This is a genomic window from Rhizobium redzepovicii (assembly GCF_019793435.1).
Taxonomy (GTDB): domain Bacteria; phylum Pseudomonadota; class Alphaproteobacteria; order Rhizobiales; family Rhizobiaceae; genus Rhizobium; species Rhizobium redzepovicii.
In genome coordinates, this window is record NZ_JAILYH010000003.1 from 14,211 (window position 1) to 36,132 (window position 21,922).

Below are 21,922 nucleotides of genomic sequence, written 5' to 3' on the forward strand. Positions count from 1 at the left end.
CCGGTCTTCTCCTTGGGACTTTTCGTCCTCTATGGCCGACAATAGGGGCCTGCCGTTCCGTACAGCTTAAAAATTGCGGTTAAGAAAACTTTGCGTCCTCTGATGGTTATCAAAACCGAATCCGGCAGGGTTTCCGGAAGGTGAACGCCATGCTGTGCTGAAGTGATGCATCCTGAGGTAAGGCTCAGGTAAGTTTTTCGTGGCAAAATATGCTTACCAGCAGTTCGTTCTTTTAGAGATTTTGCCGAAAAGGGCGCATTTGATGATTACGGCCTCCCTCGCTTACACGATCCTGTCGAAGGATATGACGTCGAGCCTGAACAAGGTCGCGTCGCAGGCGACGGTCAAGAAGGACGCCGAATACTACGCCGATCATATCAACAAGGTCACCTCGGTCGACGACTTCCTCGGCGATTACAAGCTCTACAGCTATGCGATGAAAGCCTATGGTCTTGAGGATATGACCTATGCCAAGGCCTTCATGAAGAAGGTGCTGGAAAGCGATCTCACCGACCCCAACAGCTACGCCAACAAGCTCTCTGATACGCGCTATCGCGAATTCGCTTCCGCCTTCAATTTTAATGCGCCCGAGAAGGACGTGCAGACGGACGCGCAGGAGGACGATCTGATCGGCCTCTACAAGCAGTCCTTCATCGATGCCGACAAGGCGACGTCCGCAGAGAGCACTTATTACGGCAATAATATCGACAGCGTGACGACCGTCGACGATCTGGTCAACAACACGAGGCTTCGCACCTACGTGCTGAAGACGTTCAACATCGATCCCACCTATGCGTCGAAGGATTTTCTGCGCCAGGTGCTGACGAGCGATCTGAGCGACCCCACGAGCGTCGTCAACACGCAGGGCGGCGACAAGTACAAGGCGCTTGCCGCCCAGTTCAGCTTCAACGCCGACGGCACGGTTACCGGCACGGCCCAGACCGCGGCGCAGAAGGCTTCGGTCATCGAAACCTACACGCTGAATTCCCAGTCGGTCATCATCGACAATTCGGTCGGTTCCGACGTCGTCTACGTCAACAAGACGGCGGCCGACTATAACCAGGCCTATTATACCGCCAAGATCGGCACGATCACCAATGTCGACGACCTGGTCGCAGACAAACGTCTGACCTCCTACATCAAGACCGCCTACAGCATGGGCGCCGATTTCACCGCGGCAGCACTGCGCACGGTCCTGACTGACCCCGGCTATGCCCAGCTGATGGGCTTTACCAATGTCTACAACGCCTTCAACTTCAAGGCTGACGGCTCCACCTCGAGCACGGCGCGCGTCCGGACGCTCGATCAGGCAAACAAGCTGTCGTCGGCGGCGTCGCAGACTGCCAACTACTACAAGGTGACCTCTCAATCGAGCGGCATCACCAATGTCGACGCCCTGCTCGCCGACGGAAACATGGCGCGCTACATCAAGGATGCCTATGGTCTCGGCACGGATTTCAGCAATGCCGATCTGAAGAACATCCTGACCGACTCCGCCTATGCCGCCGCGCAAGGCCATGCCGATCTCAACGCCGATTTCAACTTCCAGCCGGATGGCTCGATCAACGGGTCGGTGATCCAGACGGACACGCAGCGCAAGTCGACCACCGACAAATCGGCGGCGAACGCGGCCCACTTCAACGCCATGATCGACAGTGTCACCAGTGTCGACGACATCATGTCCGATCCCGTTGCGGTCAGCTATCTCAGAACCAGCATGCAGGTCGCCGACAGCGTCTCCGATGCGACGCTGAGGACCTTCCTCGTCGATCCCGCCGCTGCCAGCGCCCAGGGCTATAGCGACGTCCACGATCTCTTCAATTTCAAGACGGACGGTTCGATCGCCACCCTCTACGCCTCGCAGACGGCCGCGCAAAGTGCCAGCACCGCCAGCAAGGCCGACAATGCTGCCGTTTATTACCAGGCGACCATCGCAGGCATCGCCAATGTCGATCAGCTGCTGGCGGACCAGAAGCTGAACAATTTCGTGCGCAACGCCTTCGGCATCCCATCCACCGTTACCGACGTCGCTCTTCGCAGCATCCTGACCGATCAGAGCGGCACCGGCACCTATGCCGACGTCGCCGCCGCCTTCAATTTCAAGGCCGACGGCTCTCTCAAGGACGGACTGGCGGCGCAGACGGACACCCAGATCCGCAACACGAAATTTGCCGCCGGAGCGCGCACCGACGACTATTCCGCCCGGATGGCGACGATCGCCAATGTCGACGATCTCATCGCCGATCCCGCCATCACCAATTTCCTGAAGAGCACCTATAATCTGCCGTTGAATATCTCGGACGCCGACCTGAAGAGCTACCTGACCGATGCGACGGCTGCCTCAGCCGCCGGTTATGCCGATCTCAACGCCGATTTCAACTTCGCCGCCGATGGATCGCTGCCGGTTGTAAGCTCGGTCCAGACGGCCGATCAGGCGCAGACCACCAATGACAATTATATGGCGCGCTATGACGACGAGCGCGAAGAGGCGATCGACGAGGTTGCTTCCAACTACTCGAGCATGATGGCCGACAGTACGAGCCTGCTCGATACTGCCGAGATCAAATCCGTCAACGATTTCCTGCGCACCAATGCCACAGCCGATTTCAAGAAGAGCAACGACAATCTGCCGGATCCCTATCATGTGGCGCTGCAGGCCTTTGGCCTGACCGACCAGGACGTGCCGCGCTCGATGATGCGCAAGATCCTGACGAGCGACGCCTATGATCCGGACGGCTATATCGCCTCGCTGAAGGACGAACGCATCACCAATCTCGCCCGCGCCTTCAATTTCGGCCCGGACGGCAAGGCGGCATCACCCTTCCAGGCGCTGCCCGACGCGACCATGGCCAAATACGCCACCGACTACAAGGCGCATATGACCATGCTGCTGAAGGCCGGCCCGGTAAAGGACAAGGCATCGAAGGACGCGACTGCCGAAGTCGACTATTTCGCCAAGGGCATGGCCAAGGTGAAGTCGCTCGACGATTTCCTCGACGACAGCCGCCTGACGGATCTGGTGCTGAAGGCCAACAATCTCGACCCGAAGGATTACGACAAGGCGACGCTGAAGAAGATCTTCACCTCCGATCCCGACGACAAGAAGAGCTACCTGAACGCCAAGGCCGATGCGCGCTTCCAGGATATCGTCGCCGCCTTCAACTTCGACAAGGACGGCAATCTCACCCGCGCCAAGATGGGCACCATCCAGAACAAGGCGGCCGAGGAGCACACCCAGGAGCTCTACGTCCAGCAGACGATGGAAGCCCAGCAGGGCGAAAGCAACGATGGCGTGCGCCTGGCGCTCTATTTCAGCCGCAAGGCCCCGAGCATCACCTCGATCTATTCTATCCTCGGCGACAAGGCGCTCTATCAGGTCATCACCACAGCTTACAGCCTGCCCTCGCAGATGTCGGGCATGGATGTCACCAAACAGGCCGACCTCCTCAACCGCTTCGTCAAGCTCGAGGATCTCCAGGATCCGAAGAAGGTCGACAAGCTGCTGCGCCGCTTCACCGCCATGTACGACGTCCAGAACGCCACCCAGCAATCGCCGGCGCTGCAGATCCTGACCGGCGGCGGCACGCAGTCGTCCTAATTGCTAGTCAGTTTCAATGATTTGCCCCTCACCCTAACCCTCTCCCCGTAAAAACGGGACGAGGGGACGTGCCCCGCGCCACTTTGGTGAGGAACGGAGGGGTTGCGGCAAGTCCCCTTCGCCCCGCAAGCGGGGTCCGAAGGACGGGTCGAGACCCGTGGCTCGACCCCGGTCGGTGCCGGCAGGCGGATGAGGGGCTCTCCCCGTCCGCCACCCTCAAACCTCGAGGCTGACCACCTTTCCCGGGTTCATGATACCAGCCGGATCGAAAGCCCGCTTGATGCGGCGCATCAGTTCGATTTCGATTGCCGGGCGAATCGCCGCCAATTCGTCGCGCTTCAGCTGGCCGATGCCGTGTTCGGCCGAGATCGAGCCGCCATGCGCCAGCACCAGCCCATGCACGATGTGGTTCATTTCGCGCCAGCGGCCGATGAAGGCGGCCTTGTCGGCGCCGATCGGCTGGGAAATATTGTAATGGATATTGCCGTCGCCCATATGCCCGAAGGCGCAGATGCGGGCTCCGGGCATTGCCGCCAGGACCGCTTCCGCGGCCTCGGCCATGAAATGCGGGATCCGCGACACCGGCACGGAAACATCGTGCTTGATCGACCCGCCTTCGGGCTTCTGGGCATCCGACATGCTTTCGCGCATGTGCCAGATTGCTTGCTGCTGCGCCACCGATGAGGCGATCGCCGCATCGAGCACCAATCCGGCCGAAAAACCCTGTTCGAGCACGCCGTTCATCATCCGCTCCGCCGTCTCGGCCGAGTCAGACGTCGAAATGTCGATCAGCACATACCAGGGATAGGCCGCGTCGAGCGGATCGCGTGCGCCCTCGATATGGCGGGTGGTGATTTCGACGCCGAAACGCGGCATCAGCTCGAAACCGGTGAGCGAGGTGCCGCAGAGGCTGGAGGCTAGGTTGAAAAGCGCAAGCGCATCCTCGACCGAATTCAGGCCGGCGAATGCCACCTGATGGCCGAGCGGCTGGGGAAACAGCTTCAGCACAGCGCCGGTGATGATGCCGAGCGTGCCTTCGGCGCCGATGAAGAGGTCGCGCAGATCGTAGCCGGTATTGTCCTTCTTCAGGCGGCGTAGGCCGTCCCAGACCTCGCCGGTCGGTAGCACCACTTCGAGGCCGAGACAGAGCTGGCGCATATTGCCATAAGCCAGCACCGCCGTGCCGCCGGCATTGGTGGAAAGATTGCCGCCGATGCGGCAGGAGCCCTCGGAACCGAGCGACAGCGGAAACAGCCGCCCATGCGCTTCGGCCGCCTTCTGCACATCGGCAAGAATGGCGCCGCCGTCGGCGACCAGCACGTTCGCCACCGGATCGACGTCACGGATCCTGTTCATGCGCTCGAGCGACAGGATGATATCGGACTTGCCGGCGCGCGGCGTCTGGCCGCCGACAAGGCCGGTATTGCCGGTCTGTGGCACGATCGCCGTTCCGGTCTCCGTCGCAAGCTTCATGATAGCAGAGACGTCCTCGACCGAGCCGGGTTTCAGCAGGAGAGGGGAGGAGCCGTGATAGAGGCCGCGGTTTTCGACCAGGTGCGGCGCAAGATCGGCCTCGCCCCGAAGCGCGTATTTATCGCCGACGATGGCTGCGAAACGGTCGAGAAGTTCGGTGGAAATGCCGGTGCTGCTCATCGGGGTCGGTCTCCTCGGTCGATTTGATCGGGTCTGTCAGTCGCGTGGCGCCGCCGCCCGCTGCAGGCGGTCGTTGATCGCTTCGCCGAGCCCCTCTTCGGGAATGGCCGAGAAGGCGATGCTCGAAGCCCCGCTGGCATCGGCCCGCTTCATATAATCGAAAAGATTGGCCGCCGCCTCGGCAAGGTCGCCGCGCGGGCTGAGATCAAGCACGATCCGGGCGCCGTTTGTGCCGGAGATTGCCGCGCCGCCGAAGGCGATCAGCGCTTCGCCGGGTTCGACCCTCGTCGCATTGAGACGCACGGAGGCGCCGGGCGCATAGTGCGAGGCAAGCATACCAGGTGCTTCGATCGCCGCCGATGCCGTTTTCGCCCTGAGCAGCGGCCGGCCTGCGACACGCTCGATCTCGCGTGCTGCCAGGCCGCCGGGCCGCAGCAGCCTTACCCGGTCGCCCTCCACCTTGACGATCGTCGATTCGACGCCGACGGTGCTTGGCCCCGCATCGAGGATCAACGGGACCTTCGCTCCGAGATCGGCCTCGACATGAGCCGCACTCGTCGCGCTGATCGCGCCTGAGGTATTGGCGCTGGGGGCTGCGAGCGGCCGCCCGAAGGCGCCGATCAGGGCGCCCGCAAAACCTTTCGGCACGCGCACCCCGACGCTGTCGAGCCCGGCGGTCGCCAGCGAATGGATCGGGCTTTGCGGTTTCAGCGGCAGCACCAGCGTCAGCGGGCCGGGCCAGAAGGCTGCGGCGAGCGCCCGCGAGACAGGATCGAATTCGGCATGCTCTTCGGCCATGGCAAGATCGGCCATATGGCAGATCAGCGGGTTGAAACGCGGCCGTCCCTTGGTTTCGTAGATGCGGGTGATGGCCGCCGGATTGGTGGCGTCGGCGGCAAGGCCGTAGACGGTTTCGGTCGGAATGGCGATGGCAAAGCCGTCGGCAAGAGCGGCTGAGGCCGCTTCAAGTGCTGCCCGCCTGTCTGCCTCTATATCGATGATGCGTGCCATGTGCTGCCCGATGCTTTGGTCCCGGCAGTCATTAGGCTTTCCGCTGCCTGCGATCAATCGCGATGTTTGCCTCACCCATCGGTGGGCGTCACAGCTGGCGGATGATTTCGCGCAGCTGTTCGTTACGGGCGCCAAGCAGAAGGATGTTGCGGATTGCCGCCTGCGGATCATGGGTGCGGAACAGCAGGCCGTTGCCGCGCACCGACCGGTCGATGGTCATCTTTTCCTGGGAATTCTCGCCCGCTTTGATGGCGACGGCGAAATACATGCGGGAATAACCGACATCGATCCGTTCGAAGAAGTTGTCGTTCTCGCCGATGTCGGAATAGAAATTGGCGATGTAGAAGGCCCAGCTGACCTCTTCGTAGTGAGCGAACTTCGTTCGTGCTGCGGTGACGTGGCAATAGCCGAGATGCGGGCTGTCCTCCAGCGTCCGATGGAAGATCATTTTCGGAAACTGGATCGAGTGGTGAAAGCCGTTGATGTGCTGATGCGTCTTCTCGCCGGCCACCTGCAGCTTGCGGCCGGTTTTGGCGGCGACCTCGTCATGGGTGAAATAGCGCTTTTCCTCGGCCAGCCAGTGCCGTCGCTCGCGGGGAATGCGGCCGGTGCGCAGGAATTCGGAATGCGCGGCAACCAGCTGCGGCTCCTGCGATCTGCTTGCATCTTTCGCGTCGAAATAACGGAGTTTGGCCATGGTTCGCGTTCTTCGGTCGGTCTGAATCGACAGTAGGATAGGGCGGTATGCTTAAGGCGATGTTAAAATCACCCGGCAGCCGGCCGGCCAAAAGGCAAATGCCGACAGATGTCGCAAACGCGACGGACTTCTATCCCGGCCGGCTTACCTCTTACGCAGCGGGTCTTTACGCCATGTCGCAATTGACGATAATTGCTGCAGAGTCGGCAGATGCGATCGACCTAGACGGGCCGCTTGCATCCTGTCGTCAATTTCGAAGCCGATGTCGCATTACAACCGAGCGGCAGCCAGCCCAGATGATTAAATGGCTGCCATGAACAATTCTCCCGAAGGAGAAGGAAGCGGGCGCGCTTCCGCCGGCCTTCTGCGTAAGGGCGGCAACCGGGTGCACGAGGACATGAAGATGGATATTCGCAGCAACGTTTTGCGTCAGCTCAAGAACCGCCGGGAGGGCTTCAGCCTCGAACGGCCGTTCTATATCGACGAGGACTATTTCCAGCTCGACATGGAGATGATCTATTATCGCGACTGGCTGTTCATCGGCCATGATTGCGAACTGCCGAAGCCGGGCGCCTATTTCACCGTCCAGATCGGCACCTATCCCGTCGTCGTCGTCCGCGGCCGCGACAATGTCATCCGCGCCTTCCACAACAGCTGTCGTCATCGCGGCTCGCGCGTCTGCACCAAGGAGCACGGCTCCTCCGTGCGTCTCGTCTGCCCCTATCATCAGTGGACCTACGATCTCGAAGGCAAGCTCGCCTTCGCCCGCCACATGGGCGATGATTTCGACAAGACCGGCTTCAACCTGAAGCCCGTCCATTGCGAAGTCGTCGCAGGCTATGTCTTCATCTGCCTTGCCAACACCGCTCCGGACTTCCAGCCGGTGCGCGACAAGATCGAGCCCTATGTCGCGCCGCACCGGATCAGCGAGAGCAAGGTCGCCTTCCAGAGCACGATCATCGAGAAGGGCAACTGGAAGCTCGTCTGGGAAAACAACCGCGAGTGTTATCACTGCGCCGCCAATCATCCCGAACTCTGCCGCACCTATCCCGAAGCCCCGAGCGTCACCGGCACGGATGGCGGCGCCGACGATCCGGAGATCGCCGGCCATTGGGCGCGCTGCGAGGCCGCCGGCCTGCCGAGCAAATTCCAGATTTCGCCGGACGGCCAATTCCGCACCGCCCGCATGCCGCTGATCGAAGATGCCGAGAGCTACACCATGTCGGGCAAGCGCGCGGTCAATCGTCCGCTCGCCGACGATATCTCGATCAGCCATATCGGCACCATGCTGCTCTTCCACTATCCGACGACGTGGAACCACCTGCTTGGCGACCACGCCATCTCCTTCCGGGTACTGCCGCTCAGCGCCAACGAGACGGCGGTGACGACCAAATGGCTCGTCCACAAGGACGCCGTCGAAGGTGTGGATTACAATCTCGAGGAACTGACCCACGTCTGGACCGAGACCAACGACCAGGATCGCCGCATCGTCGAAGAGAACGCCTTCGGCATTCACTCTCCGGCCTATGAACCCGGCCCCTATTCTTCCCTGCACGAGGGCGGCGTCATGCAGTTCCTCGAATGGTATTCGAACTTCATGGTCAACCGTCTGCAGGGCGATCAGGCGAAAATCTCCGCCGTGGCCTGAACACACGTCGGACGTGAGGCATTGAAGGTGGTTCGCCCCGGTTAATGCCCGGTTCAGATCGATTTCTTTAAAAATACGAAAGCAGCCGGGCCCCGGCCGCTTTCGGAACCATTCCGGCACGAAAGCGTTGCTGAGCAGGCGGTTATCGCTGCTGAATGGGAGAGAAGAATGTTCGGTTTGAGTAACAAGATCGCGACTGCAGTTCTGGCTGCCGCCGTGGTTCTGACAGGCTTCGTGCCGTCGCAGGCAATCCAGATGCCGACCGCCCCGCAGGTGGAAAAATCCTCCACCGTCGAGAACGTTCAATACCGCCGCTACTATCGCGGCGATTATTACCGGCCAGGCTATCGCCCCGGCGCTTATTACCGCCCCGGCTATTACGGCGGATATCGCGGATATTCCTATTACCGCCCGGGCTATCGTCACTACAACGGCTATTGGTATCCGCTCGCCGCCTTCGGCGCCGGCGCGGTCATCGGCGGCGCCGTTGTCGCCCAGCCGCGCTACGTCGCCCCCGCGCCCCGCATGGGTTCAAGCCACGTCGCCTGGTGCGCCAGCCGCTACCGGTCCTATCGCGCCTACGACAATACGTTCCAGCCCTATAACGGCCCGCGCCAGCAGTGCTATTCGCCGTATTGAGGTGAGGTAGGGCAAGCGCGACGCCAGTTGCTTCGGCCGAGGAGTTGGCCGGAACATCACCCCGCCTCCCGTCATCCTCGAGTCAAGCCCGAGGATGACGGGGGATGGGGGGAAGCTCTGCGCCCAATTCCGCGAGATATCCGGGTCAGAAGCGCCCGTGGCCCGAGATGCGATGCGCAGGGACTCAGCAATCACTCATGGACCTGCGCATGCAGCGGAACGAGAGGGCGCTGGCATGAAAGCCCGTGGACCATTTCATCGTCGGCTGCGAAACTCAATGAACGGCAGTAATCACCGAAATGCCAGCTTCGTCGGCGGCACGGATGAGCGCTGCTCGCGCGTCCTGCGCTGAAATTTCCCCATGGATCGCAGCCCGGCACGCCCTGATCGCAATCAGATATTCGTCTCCATCGTCGATTGGCCAGCCAACCGTCAGCATCTCGGCAGCCTGTACGAGGCTTGCAACAAGCTTGTATTTTTCCGGCCCACTCACAACGAGCATCAGAGGGACAAACTCTTCGGATATGCACCATTCCATGACAATTGGTCTCCCCACGGTAAATGTATTAGTAACCGTGCAAGAACCGTTCCGGGCGAGGCGGCGGCATGAAACAGCTCACTCCTGAGCGTCGACCGCGGGATTGCCCACTATTGTGGAGGCTAAACATCAAGGGACGAAGCCTCAAATGAACGACCGGGTTGATGGTCGACAAAAGGGCCTTCACCCTAACCCTCTCCCCGTAAACGGGGAGAGGGGACGTGCCCTGCGAGACGTTAGCGAGGAACGGAGAGGTTGCGGCATATCCCCTTCGCCCCGTTTACGGGGAGAAAGTGCCGGCAGGCGGATGAGGGGCGGCAGCGCCCACCGCACTTCTCACATCAAAGAATATCCACCCGCCGCAGCAGCCACCAGGCAAAGGCAATCGAGGCGACGATGAGGGCGACGGCGTATTCGGTGCCGTAGTCGCCGACGGCGAAGGGCAGGTTGGCGGTGTTCATGCCGAAGAAGCCGGTCACCAGGGTCGGCGGCAGCAGGAAGGCCGTCATGATCGATAGCAGATAGAGGTGGCGGTTGGTTTCGGAGGATTGTTTCGAATCGATTTCTTCGTGCAGCAGGCGCGCCCTGTCCTGCAGCGCATAGATGTCGTGATCGACCGTTTCCAGCCGGCTCGTCAGCCGCCGCGCCACGTCGTCGAAGCCGAAGGGCATCTCGTCCTCGTCGGTTGCCGAGGCGCGCCGCATCAGCGCCAGCACCGTGCGCAGATGCCGATGCAGTCTGACCACGGTTCGCCGCACCGGCGCCAGCCGCCGGCGTTCGTCGCGCGGCGCATTGTCGTAGACGAAATCCTCGATCAGGTTCAGCTCGTCGGTGAGCTCGATGACGATCGCGATCAGCGTGCGCTGAAACTCGATCACCAGCAGTTCGAACAGATCGACCGGCCGCGAGAATTTGCCCGGATTCTTTTCGATCAGCGCCCGCGCCCGCTCGACGCTACGCAGCGGCTGCAGCCTGGTGGTGATGATGAAGCGGTCGGACATGGCGAAATGCAGCCAGCCGAGATTGTTGGTATCCTCAGCGAAATCGCGCTGGCAGTCGACGAGCGTGCCGTAGAGCATCTGCTCGTCGACGGTGATGGTCGCATGCGTGTCGCGCGTCGTCAGCGCCGATTTCGCGTCCTCCGTCAGCCCGGTGAGTGTGTCGAGCAATGCCGGCACACGCGCGTCGACAAGGTTGAGGTGCAGCCAGTAGAAACAATTGTCGGCGGTCAGATCCGCCACCGTCGCACTGTTGTTCAGCCGCACTGCGGTCTTTTCATCCGGGGAGAAGCGATAAGCCCAGACGAAACCGGGTATGTTGACGGGCAATGTATCCATTGGTCGCCGATCCTTTGCGAAGGCGATGTCGTTTTCAGAGGTTCCCCCCCTAGAGAGTCTTCATGACGGCTATTTGTGCGACGGTGCAAGAGCTCGGCGCCGTTTCAGTCGAATTATGGCATGGCAGACCGGCAAATCGAAATTGACGTTTACGTAAAAATCAATTAGCCCTTTGCCCCGGAGGGCTTTGCGCGGGATGCAGGCCGGTCCTGCGGAGGAAACAATGTACAAGGCGCCCGTCGAGGAAATCGCGTTCACGTTGAAGCATGTAGCCGGCATGGGCGAAGCGATTTCACTAGGGCTTCTCGGCGATCTCGGCGAAGATCTGGTCGATGCCGTCCTCTCCGAGGCGGGACGGTTTGCCACAGAGGAAGTGGCGCCGCTCGCCGACATCGGCGACCGCCAAGGCGCCCGTCTGGAAGGCGGCGAGGTCAGGCTACCGGATGGCTGGCGCGATCTCTACCGCAGCTGGATCGCCGGCGGCTGGAACGGTCTGACGGCGCCCGAAGCTTTCGGCGGCCAGGCCCTGCCGCATATGCTGAACGTCGCTGCGCTGGAAATGTGGAATTCCGGCTCCATGGCCTTTGCGCTCGCCCCGACGCTGACAATGGGCGCGATCGAGGCGGTCAGCACCCATGGCAGCGCCGCGCTGAAGAAAAAATATCTGGAGAAGATGGTCTCAGGCGAATGGACCGGCACCATGAACCTGACGGAGCCGCATGCCGGCTCCGATCTCGGCGTGCTCAAGGCCCGTGCAGAGCGCCGCGCCGACGGCAGCTATCGCATCTTTGGCCAGAAGATCTTCATCACGTGGGGCGAGCATGACGCGGCCGACAACATCATCCATCTTGTGCTCGCCCGCCTGCCGGATGCGCCGGCCGGCACTCGCGGCATCTCGCTCTTCCTGGTGCCGAAATTCCTGGTGAACGAGGACGGCTCGCTTGGGCCCCGGAACGATCTCTTCTGCCATTCGCTGGAGCACAAGCTCGGCATCCACGGCTCGCCGACCTGCACGATGATCTATGGCGACGGCCGGTTCGGCGACGAAAAGGGGGCCGTGGGATGGTTGATCGGCGAGGAGAACAAGGGCCTCGCCTGCATGTTCACAATGATGAACAATGCGCGCCTGGCCGTCGGCATGCAGGGCGTGGCGATCGCCGAGGCCGCCACCCAGAAGGCTGTCGCCTATGCCAAGGAACGCACCCAAGGCAGGGCGCCCGGCTGGAGCGGCGCCGGCATGAGCCCGATCGTCGAACATCCCGATGTCGCCCGCATGCTCCTCACCATGAAGGCGCTGACCCAAGGCGCGCGCGCCATTTCCTATGCCTGCGCCCACGCGATCGACATGTCCCACCGGGCCGGCGACGTCAGCCGCCACTGGCAGGAGCGCGCCGCGCTTTTGACCCCGATCGCCAAATCCTTTTCGACCGATGCCGGCGTCGACGTCGCTTCGCTTGGCATTCAGGTGCATGGCGGCATGGGCTTCATCGAGGAGACTGGTGCGGCGCGTTACCTGCGCGACGCGCGCATCGCGCCGATTTACGAGGGCACCAATGGCATCCAGGCGATCGACCTCGTCACCCGCAAGCTGCCGCTCTCCGCCGGCGAGCAGGTGAAGGGTTTCATCGCCGAGCTGAAGGAGATCGCCGATAGCGCCCGCCGCTCCAATCTCGATGGTTTCGGCGAGACATCAGTCAGGCTCGACGCAGCAATTTCAGATCTCGAAGCGGCGACTGGCTGGCTCATGAAGATGCTTGCCGACGGCAAGGCGGCCGAGGCGCTTTCGGGCGCGACGCCCTATCAGCGCCTGTTCGGCCTCGTGCTCACCGGCTGCTATCTCGCCAAGGGTGCTCTCGCCGAAAGCGGCGATGGCAGGGGCGAGGGCCGCATCGCGCTCAGCCGCTTCGCCGCCGAAAACCTGCTTGCCGAGACCGCAGCCCTTCGCGACCGCGTCGTCAATGGCGCGGCAAGCCTTGCCGCCGCCCGCATCCTGCTTGCCTGAGGACATCCAATGACCGATCACATCATCGTCGAGCAGCCTTCCGCACATCCCGGCGTCCAGATCATCCGCTTCAACCGGCCGGAGAAGAAGAACGCCATCACCCGCGCCATGTATCGTACCATGGCCGATGCCCTGAAATCGGCCGATGCCGATACGACCATCCGCGCCACCGCCTTCCTCGGCACCGAAGGCTGCTTTTCCGCCGGCAATGATCTCAACGATTTCCTTGCCGCCGCAGTCGGCGGCGGCGGCCTTGAGCAGGAGATCCTCGATTTCCTCTATGCCCTGGTGAAAGCCGAAAAACCCGTGATCTCCGGCGTCGACGGTCTGGCGATCGGCATCGGCACGACGATCCACCTCCATTGCGACCTGACGATCGCCTCGAGCCGCAGCCAGTTCCGCACTCCCTTCGTCGATCTGGCGCTGGTGCCGGAGGCGGGGTCCAGTCTCGTTGCGCCGCGCCTGATGGGCCACCAGCGCGCCTTCGCCCTGCTGGCGGCCGGTGAAGCCTTCTCGGCTGAAGAGGCCAAGGACGCCGGTCTGATCTGGAAGGTGGTCGAACCCGGCGAGGTCGATATTGTGACGCTGGCGACTGCCGCTCGGCTTGCCGCCAAACCGCCGGAAGCGATGCGCATCGCCCGCGATCTCGTCCGCGGCGACAGGGACGAGATCATCGCCCGCATCGACGAGGAGGCCCGCCACTTCTCCGCCCGTCTGAAAAGCGCCGAGGCCCGGGCCGCCTTCGAAGCCTTCATGCATCGCTAGAGCATGGGCACATCGAAGACCTCGCCGGCCCTGAGCGGCCGGAACCGGTCCGCGGCAATATTGTGCTCGCCCATTGCCTCTTGCAACGCCCTTACCGGTGCGTCGACCGCTTCATCCGTCAGTTGGAACGTCGCGAAGTGATGCCCGGCCACATAGGCCGCATTCGCCAGCTTCATCCCCATCACCGCTTCCTGCGGATTCTGGTGCTGGCCTTTCATGAACCATCGCGGCTCATAGGCACCGAAGGGTAAAATCGCCAAGCGAAAGCCGCCATGCCTCTGCTGTGCCGCCTTGTAATTGACGCCGTGATGAAAGCCCGTATCCCCGATGTGATAGATCTTTCCGGCCGGGGTCGAGAGGACGAACGCTGCCCAGAGCGCCATCCGGCGATCGGCGCCGCCGCGGGCGGACCAATGATGGGCGGGTTCGGCATCGATGCTGATTCCGGCGTGCGCGATGCGTTCGCCCCAGTCCATCGATGTCGTCTCCATATCGGGCACGGCGCGGCGGATGATCGTGTCGTTGCCGAGTGGCGTCACCACATGCGGTCGATGCTTTGCATGCAACCGCTTGAGCGTTGCGATATCGAGGTGATCATAATGATTGTGCGAGATCAGCACGAGATCGATCGGCGGCAGATCATCGAACGCAATGCCCGGCTGGACGACGCGTTTGGGTCCGGCAAAGGTGAAAGGGCTGACGCGCTCCGACCACACCGGGTCGGTGAGAATATTGAGCCCGGCGACCTGCACCAGCATGGTTGCATGGCCAACCATGGTCACCCGCAGATCCTCACCGTCGACACGTGTATCCGGCTTGGCCGCCGCGTATGGACTTGGGACCGATTTCGGCCAAGGCTGGCGGCCGCCGCCGAATTGCCACCGCAGCAAATCGCGAAAACCAAGCGGCTCGATACCGTCGGGATTGAAGAAATGCGTGCCGTCGAAATGATCGGACACCGGGCCGTTATAATAGGGATTGCGTCGTTTGGTCTTGCGCATTCGGAAGCGGTTTCCTTCGCCTGGAACAGGTTCGGATTTTAGGCCAGGTCGACCGGGATCTGAACCTGTTCCAAATTAAAGACTCACAAGGAGGCAGGAAACTCGTTGACCTTGCGCAGGAGGCTGTCGACCAGCCGCTCCGGCAGGAAGCGGCGAAGCGAGCGGACCTGGCGCGACTGCTTGCCGGCGGAATAGCGCAGCTTCGGCTTCTTGGCGGTTGCGGCTTTCACGACCATGTCGGCGACCACCTGTGGCGCGTCGCCCGTCTCCATCCACTTGCGCATCAGAGCCTCGCTCCGGGTCCGCTCCGAGTCGTAGACGGGAAGAGGTTGATCGACGCGCGTCAGGTTCTCCTCGAAGGATGTCTTGGTGATGCCGGGCTGGACGAGAACGACACGGATGCCGAAGTTGCGCACTTCATGGTCGAGGGATTCGGAATAGCCCTCGATCGCATGTTTGGTCGAGGCATAGAAGGCGTTGTACGGGGATGGGATAAGTCCGAGGATCGAGCTCATATTGATGATCCGGCCGCTCTTCTGCTTGCGCATGATGGGCAGCACGGCATTGACGACGCGGGCGACGCCGAAAAGATTGACGTCGAAAAGGCGCTGGGCCTGGTCGATCGACGATTCTTCCGCGCCGCCGAGCAGGCCGATCCCGGCATTGTTGACGACGAGGTCGATCCGGCCGGCCTGTTGCATGATCTCGGCAATCATCGCCTCCACCGAGGCCTTATCCGTCACGTCGCAGACCAGCATGGTAATCCCGGGCTTGCCGGCAACCTGTTTGCGGCTGGTCCCATAGACGCGATAACCGGCTTTCACCAGGGTTTGGGCGGTGACAAGGCCAATGCCGGAGGAAGCACCGGTGACCAGGGCGATGTTTTTGGTTCTGTCGATCATGCTGTCAGCTCTCATTTGAAGTGGATCATTGGCTGACGCTGTGTTACTATCTTTTAGATATCATGTCACTATCGAAAAGATACCTAATGAAAAATACTTCGATCCTCCAGTGCCCGGTGGCCCGCGGTCTTAAGTCTGTGGGCGATGCGTGGAGCATTCTGGTCTTGCGGGACGCCCATACCGGCCTTACCCGGTTCGACCAGTTCAGGAAGAGCCTCGGCATCGTCCCGACCATGCTCACCAAGCGCCTCAAGGCGCTGACCGACGATGGCCTGCTGGAAAAGCGCCTCTATTCCGAGCGACCGCCCCGCGAGGAGTACGTGCTGACGGAAGCAGGCCGGGATTTCCTGCCGGTGCTGATGATGATCGGGGCGTGGGCGCACCGCCACTGCGACGGCGAACTCGCCCGCTATGTCGATGTCGAAACGGGCTCGGAGATCGAGCCGATCGCCATCGATGCGGTGACGGGTGCAAAACTCGGAACCCGGGCAATGCGGCTGAGTGCTGGTCAAGAACAAGAATCCGGCGACCAATAGAGAGGGGGCGTCGCCCCTCGACATTGATACGGAGGGAGCAGCCGACGGCAGCCCCTATTTCTCCAGCGTCGCCACCACCTCGACATGCGAGGTCCAGAGGAACTGGTCGATCGGCGTCACGCCGGTGATCCGGTAGCCGCCCTCGACGAGGATCGCGAGGTCTCGCGCCAGCGTCAGCGGATTGCAGCTGACGGCGGCGATCTTCTTCACGCTCGAGCGGGCAAGCTCCTTGCACTGGAACTCGGCGCCGGCGCGTGGCGGATCGAAGACGACGGCGTCATAGGGCTTGAACTCCTGCGTCATCAACGGGCGGCGGAAGAGATCGCGCTTCTCGATGCTGACCGGTTTCAGCCCCTGCGTGTTGCGGGCGGCATGGTCGAGGGCGGCGAGCGCCTTTGCCTCGGCTTCGACAGCATGCACGCGGCCGACACGCGCCAGCCGCAGCGAAAATGTGCCGGCGCCGGCAAAAAGATCGGCGATCCTTTTGGCCTTGCCGGCATGGGCAAGCACCAGCTCGGCCATTGCCTCTTCCGCCGGCTTGGTTGCCTGGGCAAAGCCGCCCGGCGGCGGTGAAACCTGGACGCCGCCGAAATCAATCAGCGGCTTCGACGGCTCGATGAGGATTTCGCCGTTCAGAGAAACACGGGCAATGCCGCGCAGGCTGAGCACGGTTTCGACCGCCTTGCGCCGCTGCGGGTCGGAGAGCTTCTTCACCTCGTCGACCGCAATGTCGAGGCCGGACAGCGTTTCCAGCACGGAGACGCGGAAGGGTTCGGCATTGGTCGCGAGTGCTGAAGCAATCGCCCGGATCGCCGGCAGCCGGGCGACGATCCCCGCCGACGAGATCGGACATTCCTCGATCGCGACGATATGATGGCTTTCGGCCTGGTTGAAACCGATCAGCATGTCCTTCTCGGTCTTGCGCGCCGCAAACACCACGCGTCGGCGCTCGCCCGGCCGGGCCGGCACGATCTCGCCGACATCGGGCGTCAGCCCCTTCGATCTGAGTGCATCGATGACCAGCTGTCGCTTGAAGGCGCGGTAGGGGCTATCGGTCATGTGCTGCAGCGTGCAGCCGCCGCAGGTGCCGTTGACGCCATCCGGACCGAAATGCCGGCAGGGCGGCTCCTGCCGGTCGGGCGAGGGTGTCGTGATCGACATGATCGTGCCCTGGCTTTTGACGCGGGCGATCGCCACGGTTTCTCCGGGTAGCGAAAACGGCACATAGATTGGCCCGCCGGCGCTGCCGGCAATGCCGTCGCCCTGGGCGCCGAGCTTTTCGATGGTGACGGTTTCGGTGCTCACGGTTTCGATCCTGCCAGAAGATATTCCTGATTGCCGTCGCCGCCAGCAATCGGGGAGGGGATGAGGCCGAGGCTTTTCCAGCCCATATCCTCGATGAACCAGCGCTCCAGTTCCGCAGCGACGGCGGGCGCGGACGAGGGGTCCTTCAACAGTCCGCCTTTGCCGATCGCCTCGCGCCCCGCCTCGAACTGCGGCTTGACCAAGAGCACGGCGACCGCACCCGCTTCGGCGATATCGAGAGCCGGCGCCAGCGCCAGCTTCAGCGAGATGAAGGAGACGTCGGAGACGAGGAATGTGGCGGGCTTGCCGATATCCTCGGCCGTCAGGTGGCGGGCGTTGAGGCCTTCCTTGTTCGTCACCCGCGGATCGGCCGCAATGCGCGGATGCATCTGGCCATGGCCGACATCGATCGCCGTGACATGCGCGGCGCCGCGCTGCAGCAGCACCTCGGTGAAGCCGCCGGTGGAAGCGCCGATATCAAGACAGCGATGGCCGGCGGGATCGAGCCGAAAATGCTCGAGGGCGCTAGCAAGCTTCAATGCCGCGCGCGACACATAGTCCTGCGCCGGATCGTCGATCTCGATATTGGCGTCGTCGCCGATGAGCGCGCCGGCTTTCGTCACCACCTGGCCGGCGATCCGGACGGTGCCGCGTTGCACGGCGTCGCGAGCCCGCGAGCGGCTGGCGAAGAGGCCGCGGGAGACGAGAAGTTGGTCGAGGCGTTGGCTGTTTTGATCGGACATCGGCTGTGAATGACCGGCAAAGCCGCCGGTTGCAAGCATTTTGTTCCAGACAGCGTCATTGACCCTCGAAAGCTTTCGGCGATAATCCTGCCGCGGCGATTACGGGGCGGCCGCAGGCACGGGGGTGTTTTATGCTGAAGCTCTTCACTCTTCTTGTCGCGGCAGGGATCGCATCGCCGGCGCTGGCAAACGATACCATGGCCGAGGTCAAGACCGGCGGGCTGATCTTTGCCCAATCCGACGATGTCAGCATGGTGCAAGAGGATCTCTTCATTTCCGCTTCTGAGGTGCGGGTCGATTACGTGTTCGAGAACACGTCCGACAAGGATGTCGAAAGCCTGGTCGCCTTCCCGATGCCCGACATATCGGGTCAGATGGACAACAACTCCGCCATCGCAGATTATGACAGCGACAATTTCCTGCATTTCTCCACCGTGCAGGACGGCAAGCCGATCACCGCCAAGCTGCAGCAGCGTGTCGTCTCGCTCGGCATCGACGTCACCGACGAACTCGCCAAAAATAACATTCCGGTCCTGCCCTACAGCGACAAGACCCGCGACGCGCTCGCCAAACTTCCCCAGACCATCCGGAAGGATTGGATCGCCCGCGGCCTGATCTATCCGATGGCAGAGGCCGATCTGGTGCCGCTCTGGACGCTGCGCTCGACCTATTGGTGGCGCACCACTTTTCCCGCGAAGAAGAAAGTGAGCGTCGAGCACCGCTACCAGCCAGCCGTCGGCGGCACCGTCGCCATCAGCTTTCTCGAAAACGGCCAGCCGAAGGGCGAGCGCTTCGAGGAATATTCCCGCAAATACTGCCTGGACGCAGACTTCGTCCGGGTCGCGCAGCAGCGTGCCGCGGAAGCCGAGACGAATGGCGCCAACTACACCGAAAGCTGGATCTCCTATGTACTGTCGACCGGCGCCAACTGGGCGGGGCCGATCCGGCGCTTCCAGCTGACGATCGACAAGGGCAAGCCCGGCAGCCTCATCAGCTTCTGCGGCAGCAATGTCGAGAAGATCGGCCCGACGACCTTCCGGATGACAGCAGAGGATTTCGATCCCGCCAAGGACTTCGACATTCTGATCCTCAATCCGCCGGAAACGGCACAATAATCCGCAGGCTCCGCCGCTGTTGCGCCGCACAAATTTAAACATATTTAAAGCCTGCCCATATAGGTTCAGCGCGATTGCAGCGGTTCATCTGAACTGCTCGGCGCCATGAAGGCGCAAGCGTTTCCACGCCGATCATGTTTTCAGCTTCAAACATCCCGGCGGTTGCGTCTCACGCGACCTGCCTCTCGCCGCGTCGACTGTCGTCAGGAGAAATCACCGATGTCCGCCAAAAACATATCCTTGAACGGTAAGCTTGCGGCCACGTTCGCAGCCCTCATTCTCATTTTCGTCGCCATTTCCGCTTTTGTTTATTCCAAGGCGACGGCGTCTGCGGCTGCTTCTGCCGAGCAGGAGAAGTCCGAGCTGCTCGTTAACCAGATCGACGATGCGCTGCAGGCAATGCTCGAGCAGGCCGTCAATCTGCGCGGCTTCATCCTCTTCCGCAGCGACAGCACCTATGGCGATGTCTTTGCCAACCGCGAGCGCATGCTGAAGGCGATTGCCGCTGCCAAGCAGACGGCGGCCGGCGAACCGCAGCTGGTCGAGATGATCGACGGCATGCAGAAGGCAGCCGACCTCTATTTCCATGAACTGGCCGAGCCGCAGACCAAGGCGCGCAAGGAAACCGACATGCCGATCGAAGAGGTCGTCAAGATCGGCGTCAACGCCACCAAGGGCCAGCTCGACGGGTTCCGCCAGGCCTCGGCGAAGATCAAGGCCAGCGCCCGCGAAAAATCCGAAGCGCTTGCTGAAATTCGCGCCGATGCCAACAGCGATCTGAAGACGACGCTGCTGGCCGGCGGTATCGTCGCCTCGTTTGCCGCCGCCGTGCTCGCCTGGCTGATGTCGCGCACCATCGTCCACCCGATCGTCGGCATGACGAGCGCCATGGATCGCCTCGCCGGCGGTGAAAACGATATCGAGGTCCCGGCAACCGACCGCGGCGACGAAGTCGGCCGCATGGCCCAGTCTGTGCTGGTCTTCAAGCAGGCGGCGATCGAGAAGCTGCGGCTTGCCGGCGAGACCGACCGCATGCGCGGCGACGCCGAACGCCAGCGCCGGGCAAGCGACGAGCAGAAGGCCCGCGAGGAAGGCGAGATCCGCCATGCCATCGACGCGCTGGCCGGCGGCCTCGCCGAGCTTGCCAATGGCGATATGGCCGGCCGTATCCAGACGCCGTTCGCGCCGCAATATGACAGCCTGCGCAATGACTTCAACCATGCCGTTGAAAAGCTGCAGGCGGCCCTGCAATCGGTCGGCCGCAACGCCTCGGCGATCAATGCCGGCGCCGGCGAAATCCGCTCGGCCGCCGACGATCTTGCCCACCGCACCGAACAGCAGGCCGCCGCCGTCGAACAGACCGCCGCAGCCCTCGAGCAGGTGACGACGACCGTCCGCGACAGCGCCAAGCGCGCCGAGGACGCCGGCAATCTCGTCGAGCGCACCCGCCTCGGCGCCGAAAAATCCGGCGAAGTCGTCCGCAGGGCGGTCTCCGCCATGCAGCAGATCGAAAAGTCTTCGGGTGAAATCTCCAACATCATCGGCGTCATCGACGACATCGCCTTCCAGACCAACCTCTTGGCCCTGAACGCCGGCGTCGAAGCCGCCCGCGCCGGCGATGCCGGCAAGGGCTTTGCCGTCGTTGCCCAGGAAGTGCGCGAACTGGCCCAGCGCTCGGCCAAGGCGGCGAAAGAGATCAAGGCGCTGATCACCACATCGGGCGAACAGGTCGTTGCCGGCGTTTCGCTTGTCGGCGAGACCGGCAAGGCGCTGGAAGCAATCGTCGCGGAGGTGCAGGAGATCAACCACCACGTCAGCGCGATCGTCACCGCCACCCGCGAACAGTCGATCGGCCTGCAGGAGATCAACACCGCCGTCAACAACATGGACCAGGGCACCCAGCAGAACGCCGCCATGGTCGAGGAGCAGACGGCGGCAAGCCATGCGCTCGCCCAGGAGGCAAACGCGCTGGACGAATTGTTGCACCAGTTCAAGCTCGGCCAGACGAGGCCGGATGCAGCACCGCGCGCGGCCGTTGCGAACGCCCGCCCGGTCGCTTCTCCGGCCCGCGCGCTCGCCAACAAGGTCACCAAGGCCTTCGGCGGCCGGCAAGCGGCCGCTGCGGTCGCGGTTCAGGAAGACTGGACGGAGTTCTGAGAGGGCGCTTTCCTGGAAGGGAAGAATGTCAAGTGAAGACGGCGGCGCGGTAGTGCCGCCTTTTTTATGGGAATAAGCTTCTGTTAGGTCTGTCCGACCTCGCGGCCCCCTCATCCGCCCTACGGGCACCTTCTCCCCCAGGGGAGAAGAGGGAGTCGAGACATCGCCGCAAATTTCGTCCGCCCAGCGGGGGGCCGAAGGACGGGTTGAGACCAGTGGCTCAACCCCGGTCGGTGCCGGCGGGCGGATGAGGGGGCCGCACGGCACACCCTCAC

General features: G+C 62.3%; 17 protein-coding genes. 8 read left to right on the forward strand and 9 right to left on the reverse strand.

Features of this window, described 5'->3' with window-relative positions; all coding sequences use genetic code 11:
* Positions 1 to 262: 262 nt before the first annotated feature.
* The gene (locus K6N12_RS04775) at positions 263 to 3,598 is read left to right on the forward strand and encodes a DUF1217 domain-containing protein (protein ID WP_097624050.1); all 3,336 of its coding nucleotides are present in this window, start codon (positions 263 to 265) and stop codon (positions 3,596 to 3,598) included.
* Positions 3,599 to 3,814: 216 nt separating this feature from the next.
* On the opposite strand, the gene K6N12_RS04780 is transcribed toward K6N12_RS04775, so the two are convergent.
* The 3 genes from K6N12_RS04780 to K6N12_RS04790 all read right to left on the reverse strand — a co-directional run bounded on the left by K6N12_RS04780 (position 3,815) and on the right by K6N12_RS04790 (position 6,959).
* Complete coding sequence (locus tag K6N12_RS04780) at positions 3,815 to 5,251, reverse strand: FAD-binding oxidoreductase (protein WP_097624051.1); 1,437 nt, start codon at positions 5,249 to 5,251, stop codon at positions 3,815 to 3,817.
* A gap of 36 nt (positions 5,252 to 5,287) precedes the next feature.
* The gene (locus K6N12_RS04785) at positions 5,288 to 6,262 is read right to left on the reverse strand and encodes an L-threonylcarbamoyladenylate synthase (RefSeq protein WP_097624052.1); all 975 of its coding nucleotides are present in this window, start codon (positions 6,260 to 6,262) and stop codon (positions 5,288 to 5,290) included.
* A gap of 88 nt (positions 6,263 to 6,350) precedes the next feature.
* A complete protein-coding gene (locus tag K6N12_RS04790) occupies positions 6,351 to 6,959 on the reverse strand; it encodes a DUF6656 family protein (protein WP_003588182.1) in 609 nt (202 codons plus the stop codon).
* Between the two features lie 403 nt (positions 6,960 to 7,362).
* Here K6N12_RS04790 and K6N12_RS04795 point away from each other — a divergent pair, with 403 nt between their 5' ends.
* Together K6N12_RS04795 and K6N12_RS04800 are read left to right on the forward strand one after the other, a co-directional pair.
* Positions 7,363 to 8,607: an aromatic ring-hydroxylating oxygenase subunit alpha gene (locus tag K6N12_RS04795; RefSeq protein WP_097624179.1), complete on the forward strand. Its 1,245-nt coding sequence runs from the start codon at positions 7,363 to 7,365 to the stop codon at positions 8,605 to 8,607.
* Between the two features lie 168 nt (positions 8,608 to 8,775).
* Positions 8,776 to 9,246 (forward strand): BA14K family protein, encoded by a 471-nt coding sequence (locus K6N12_RS04800; RefSeq protein ID WP_131711363.1) that lies wholly within the window; start codon positions 8,776 to 8,778, stop codon positions 9,244 to 9,246.
* Between the two features lie 274 nt (positions 9,247 to 9,520).
* Here K6N12_RS04800 and K6N12_RS04805 read toward each other — a convergent pair whose 3' ends face one another.
* Together K6N12_RS04805 and K6N12_RS04810 are read right to left on the reverse strand one after the other, a co-directional pair.
* Positions 9,521 to 9,784 carry a DUF982 domain-containing protein gene (locus tag K6N12_RS04805; protein ID WP_097624054.1) on the reverse strand — a complete coding sequence of 88 codons (264 nt, stop codon included), beginning with the start codon at positions 9,782 to 9,784 and terminating at the stop codon, positions 9,521 to 9,523.
* Between the two features lie 341 nt (positions 9,785 to 10,125).
* A complete protein-coding gene (locus K6N12_RS04810) occupies positions 10,126 to 11,121 on the reverse strand; it encodes a transporter (protein ID WP_097624055.1) in 996 nt (331 codons plus the stop codon).
* Between the two features lie 223 nt (positions 11,122 to 11,344).
* Between K6N12_RS04810 and K6N12_RS04815 the strand changes: the two genes are divergently transcribed.
* The gene (locus K6N12_RS04815; RefSeq protein ID WP_097624056.1) at positions 11,345 to 13,123 is read left to right on the forward strand and encodes an acyl-CoA dehydrogenase family protein; all 1,779 of its coding nucleotides are present in this window, start codon (positions 11,345 to 11,347) and stop codon (positions 13,121 to 13,123) included.
* Between the two features lie 9 nt (positions 13,124 to 13,132).
* Entirely contained in the window at positions 13,133 to 13,888 is a 756-nt protein-coding gene (locus K6N12_RS04820) for a crotonase/enoyl-CoA hydratase family protein (RefSeq protein WP_097624057.1), read from the forward strand.
* Here the strand turns inward: K6N12_RS04820 and K6N12_RS04825 are convergent.
* Together K6N12_RS04825 and K6N12_RS04830 are read right to left on the reverse strand one after the other, a co-directional pair.
* On the reverse strand, positions 13,885 to 14,889 hold the full coding sequence (locus K6N12_RS04825; protein WP_097624058.1) for an MBL fold metallo-hydrolase: 1,005 nt from the start codon (positions 14,887 to 14,889) through the stop codon (positions 13,885 to 13,887). The genes K6N12_RS04820 and K6N12_RS04825 overlap by 4 nt on opposite strands.
* Before the next feature lie 83 nt (positions 14,890 to 14,972).
* Positions 14,973 to 15,791: an oxidoreductase gene (locus K6N12_RS04830; RefSeq protein ID WP_131711364.1), complete on the reverse strand. Its 819-nt coding sequence runs from the start codon at positions 15,789 to 15,791 to the stop codon at positions 14,973 to 14,975.
* A gap of 86 nt (positions 15,792 to 15,877) precedes the next feature.
* Between K6N12_RS04830 and K6N12_RS04835 the strand changes: the two genes are divergently transcribed.
* The gene (locus tag K6N12_RS04835; RefSeq protein WP_097624060.1) at positions 15,878 to 16,327 is read left to right on the forward strand and encodes a winged helix-turn-helix transcriptional regulator; all 450 of its coding nucleotides are present in this window, start codon (positions 15,878 to 15,880) and stop codon (positions 16,325 to 16,327) included.
* A gap of 54 nt (positions 16,328 to 16,381) precedes the next feature.
* Here K6N12_RS04835 and K6N12_RS04840 read toward each other — a convergent pair whose 3' ends face one another.
* Both K6N12_RS04840 and K6N12_RS04845 read right to left on the reverse strand, forming a co-directional pair.
* Entirely contained in the window at positions 16,382 to 17,632 is a 1,251-nt protein-coding gene (locus K6N12_RS04840) for a class I SAM-dependent RNA methyltransferase (protein WP_097624061.1), read from the reverse strand.
* A complete protein-coding gene (locus K6N12_RS04845) occupies positions 17,629 to 18,414 on the reverse strand; it encodes a TlyA family RNA methyltransferase (protein ID WP_239619826.1) in 786 nt (261 codons plus the stop codon). The genes K6N12_RS04840 and K6N12_RS04845 overlap by 4 nt, the downstream gene beginning before the upstream one ends.
* Positions 18,415 to 18,506: 92 nt before the next feature.
* Here K6N12_RS04845 and K6N12_RS04850 point away from each other — a divergent pair, with 92 nt between their 5' ends.
* Positions 18,507 to 19,490, forward strand: coding sequence for a DUF4424 domain-containing protein (locus tag K6N12_RS04850; protein ID WP_097624062.1), 984 nt, complete (start codon positions 18,507 to 18,509; stop codon positions 19,488 to 19,490).
* A gap of 219 nt (positions 19,491 to 19,709) precedes the next feature.
* Positions 19,710 to 21,647: a methyl-accepting chemotaxis protein gene (locus tag K6N12_RS04855; protein WP_097624063.1), complete on the forward strand. Its 1,938-nt coding sequence runs from the start codon at positions 19,710 to 19,712 to the stop codon at positions 21,645 to 21,647.
* Positions 21,648 to 21,922 lie beyond the last annotated feature (275 nt).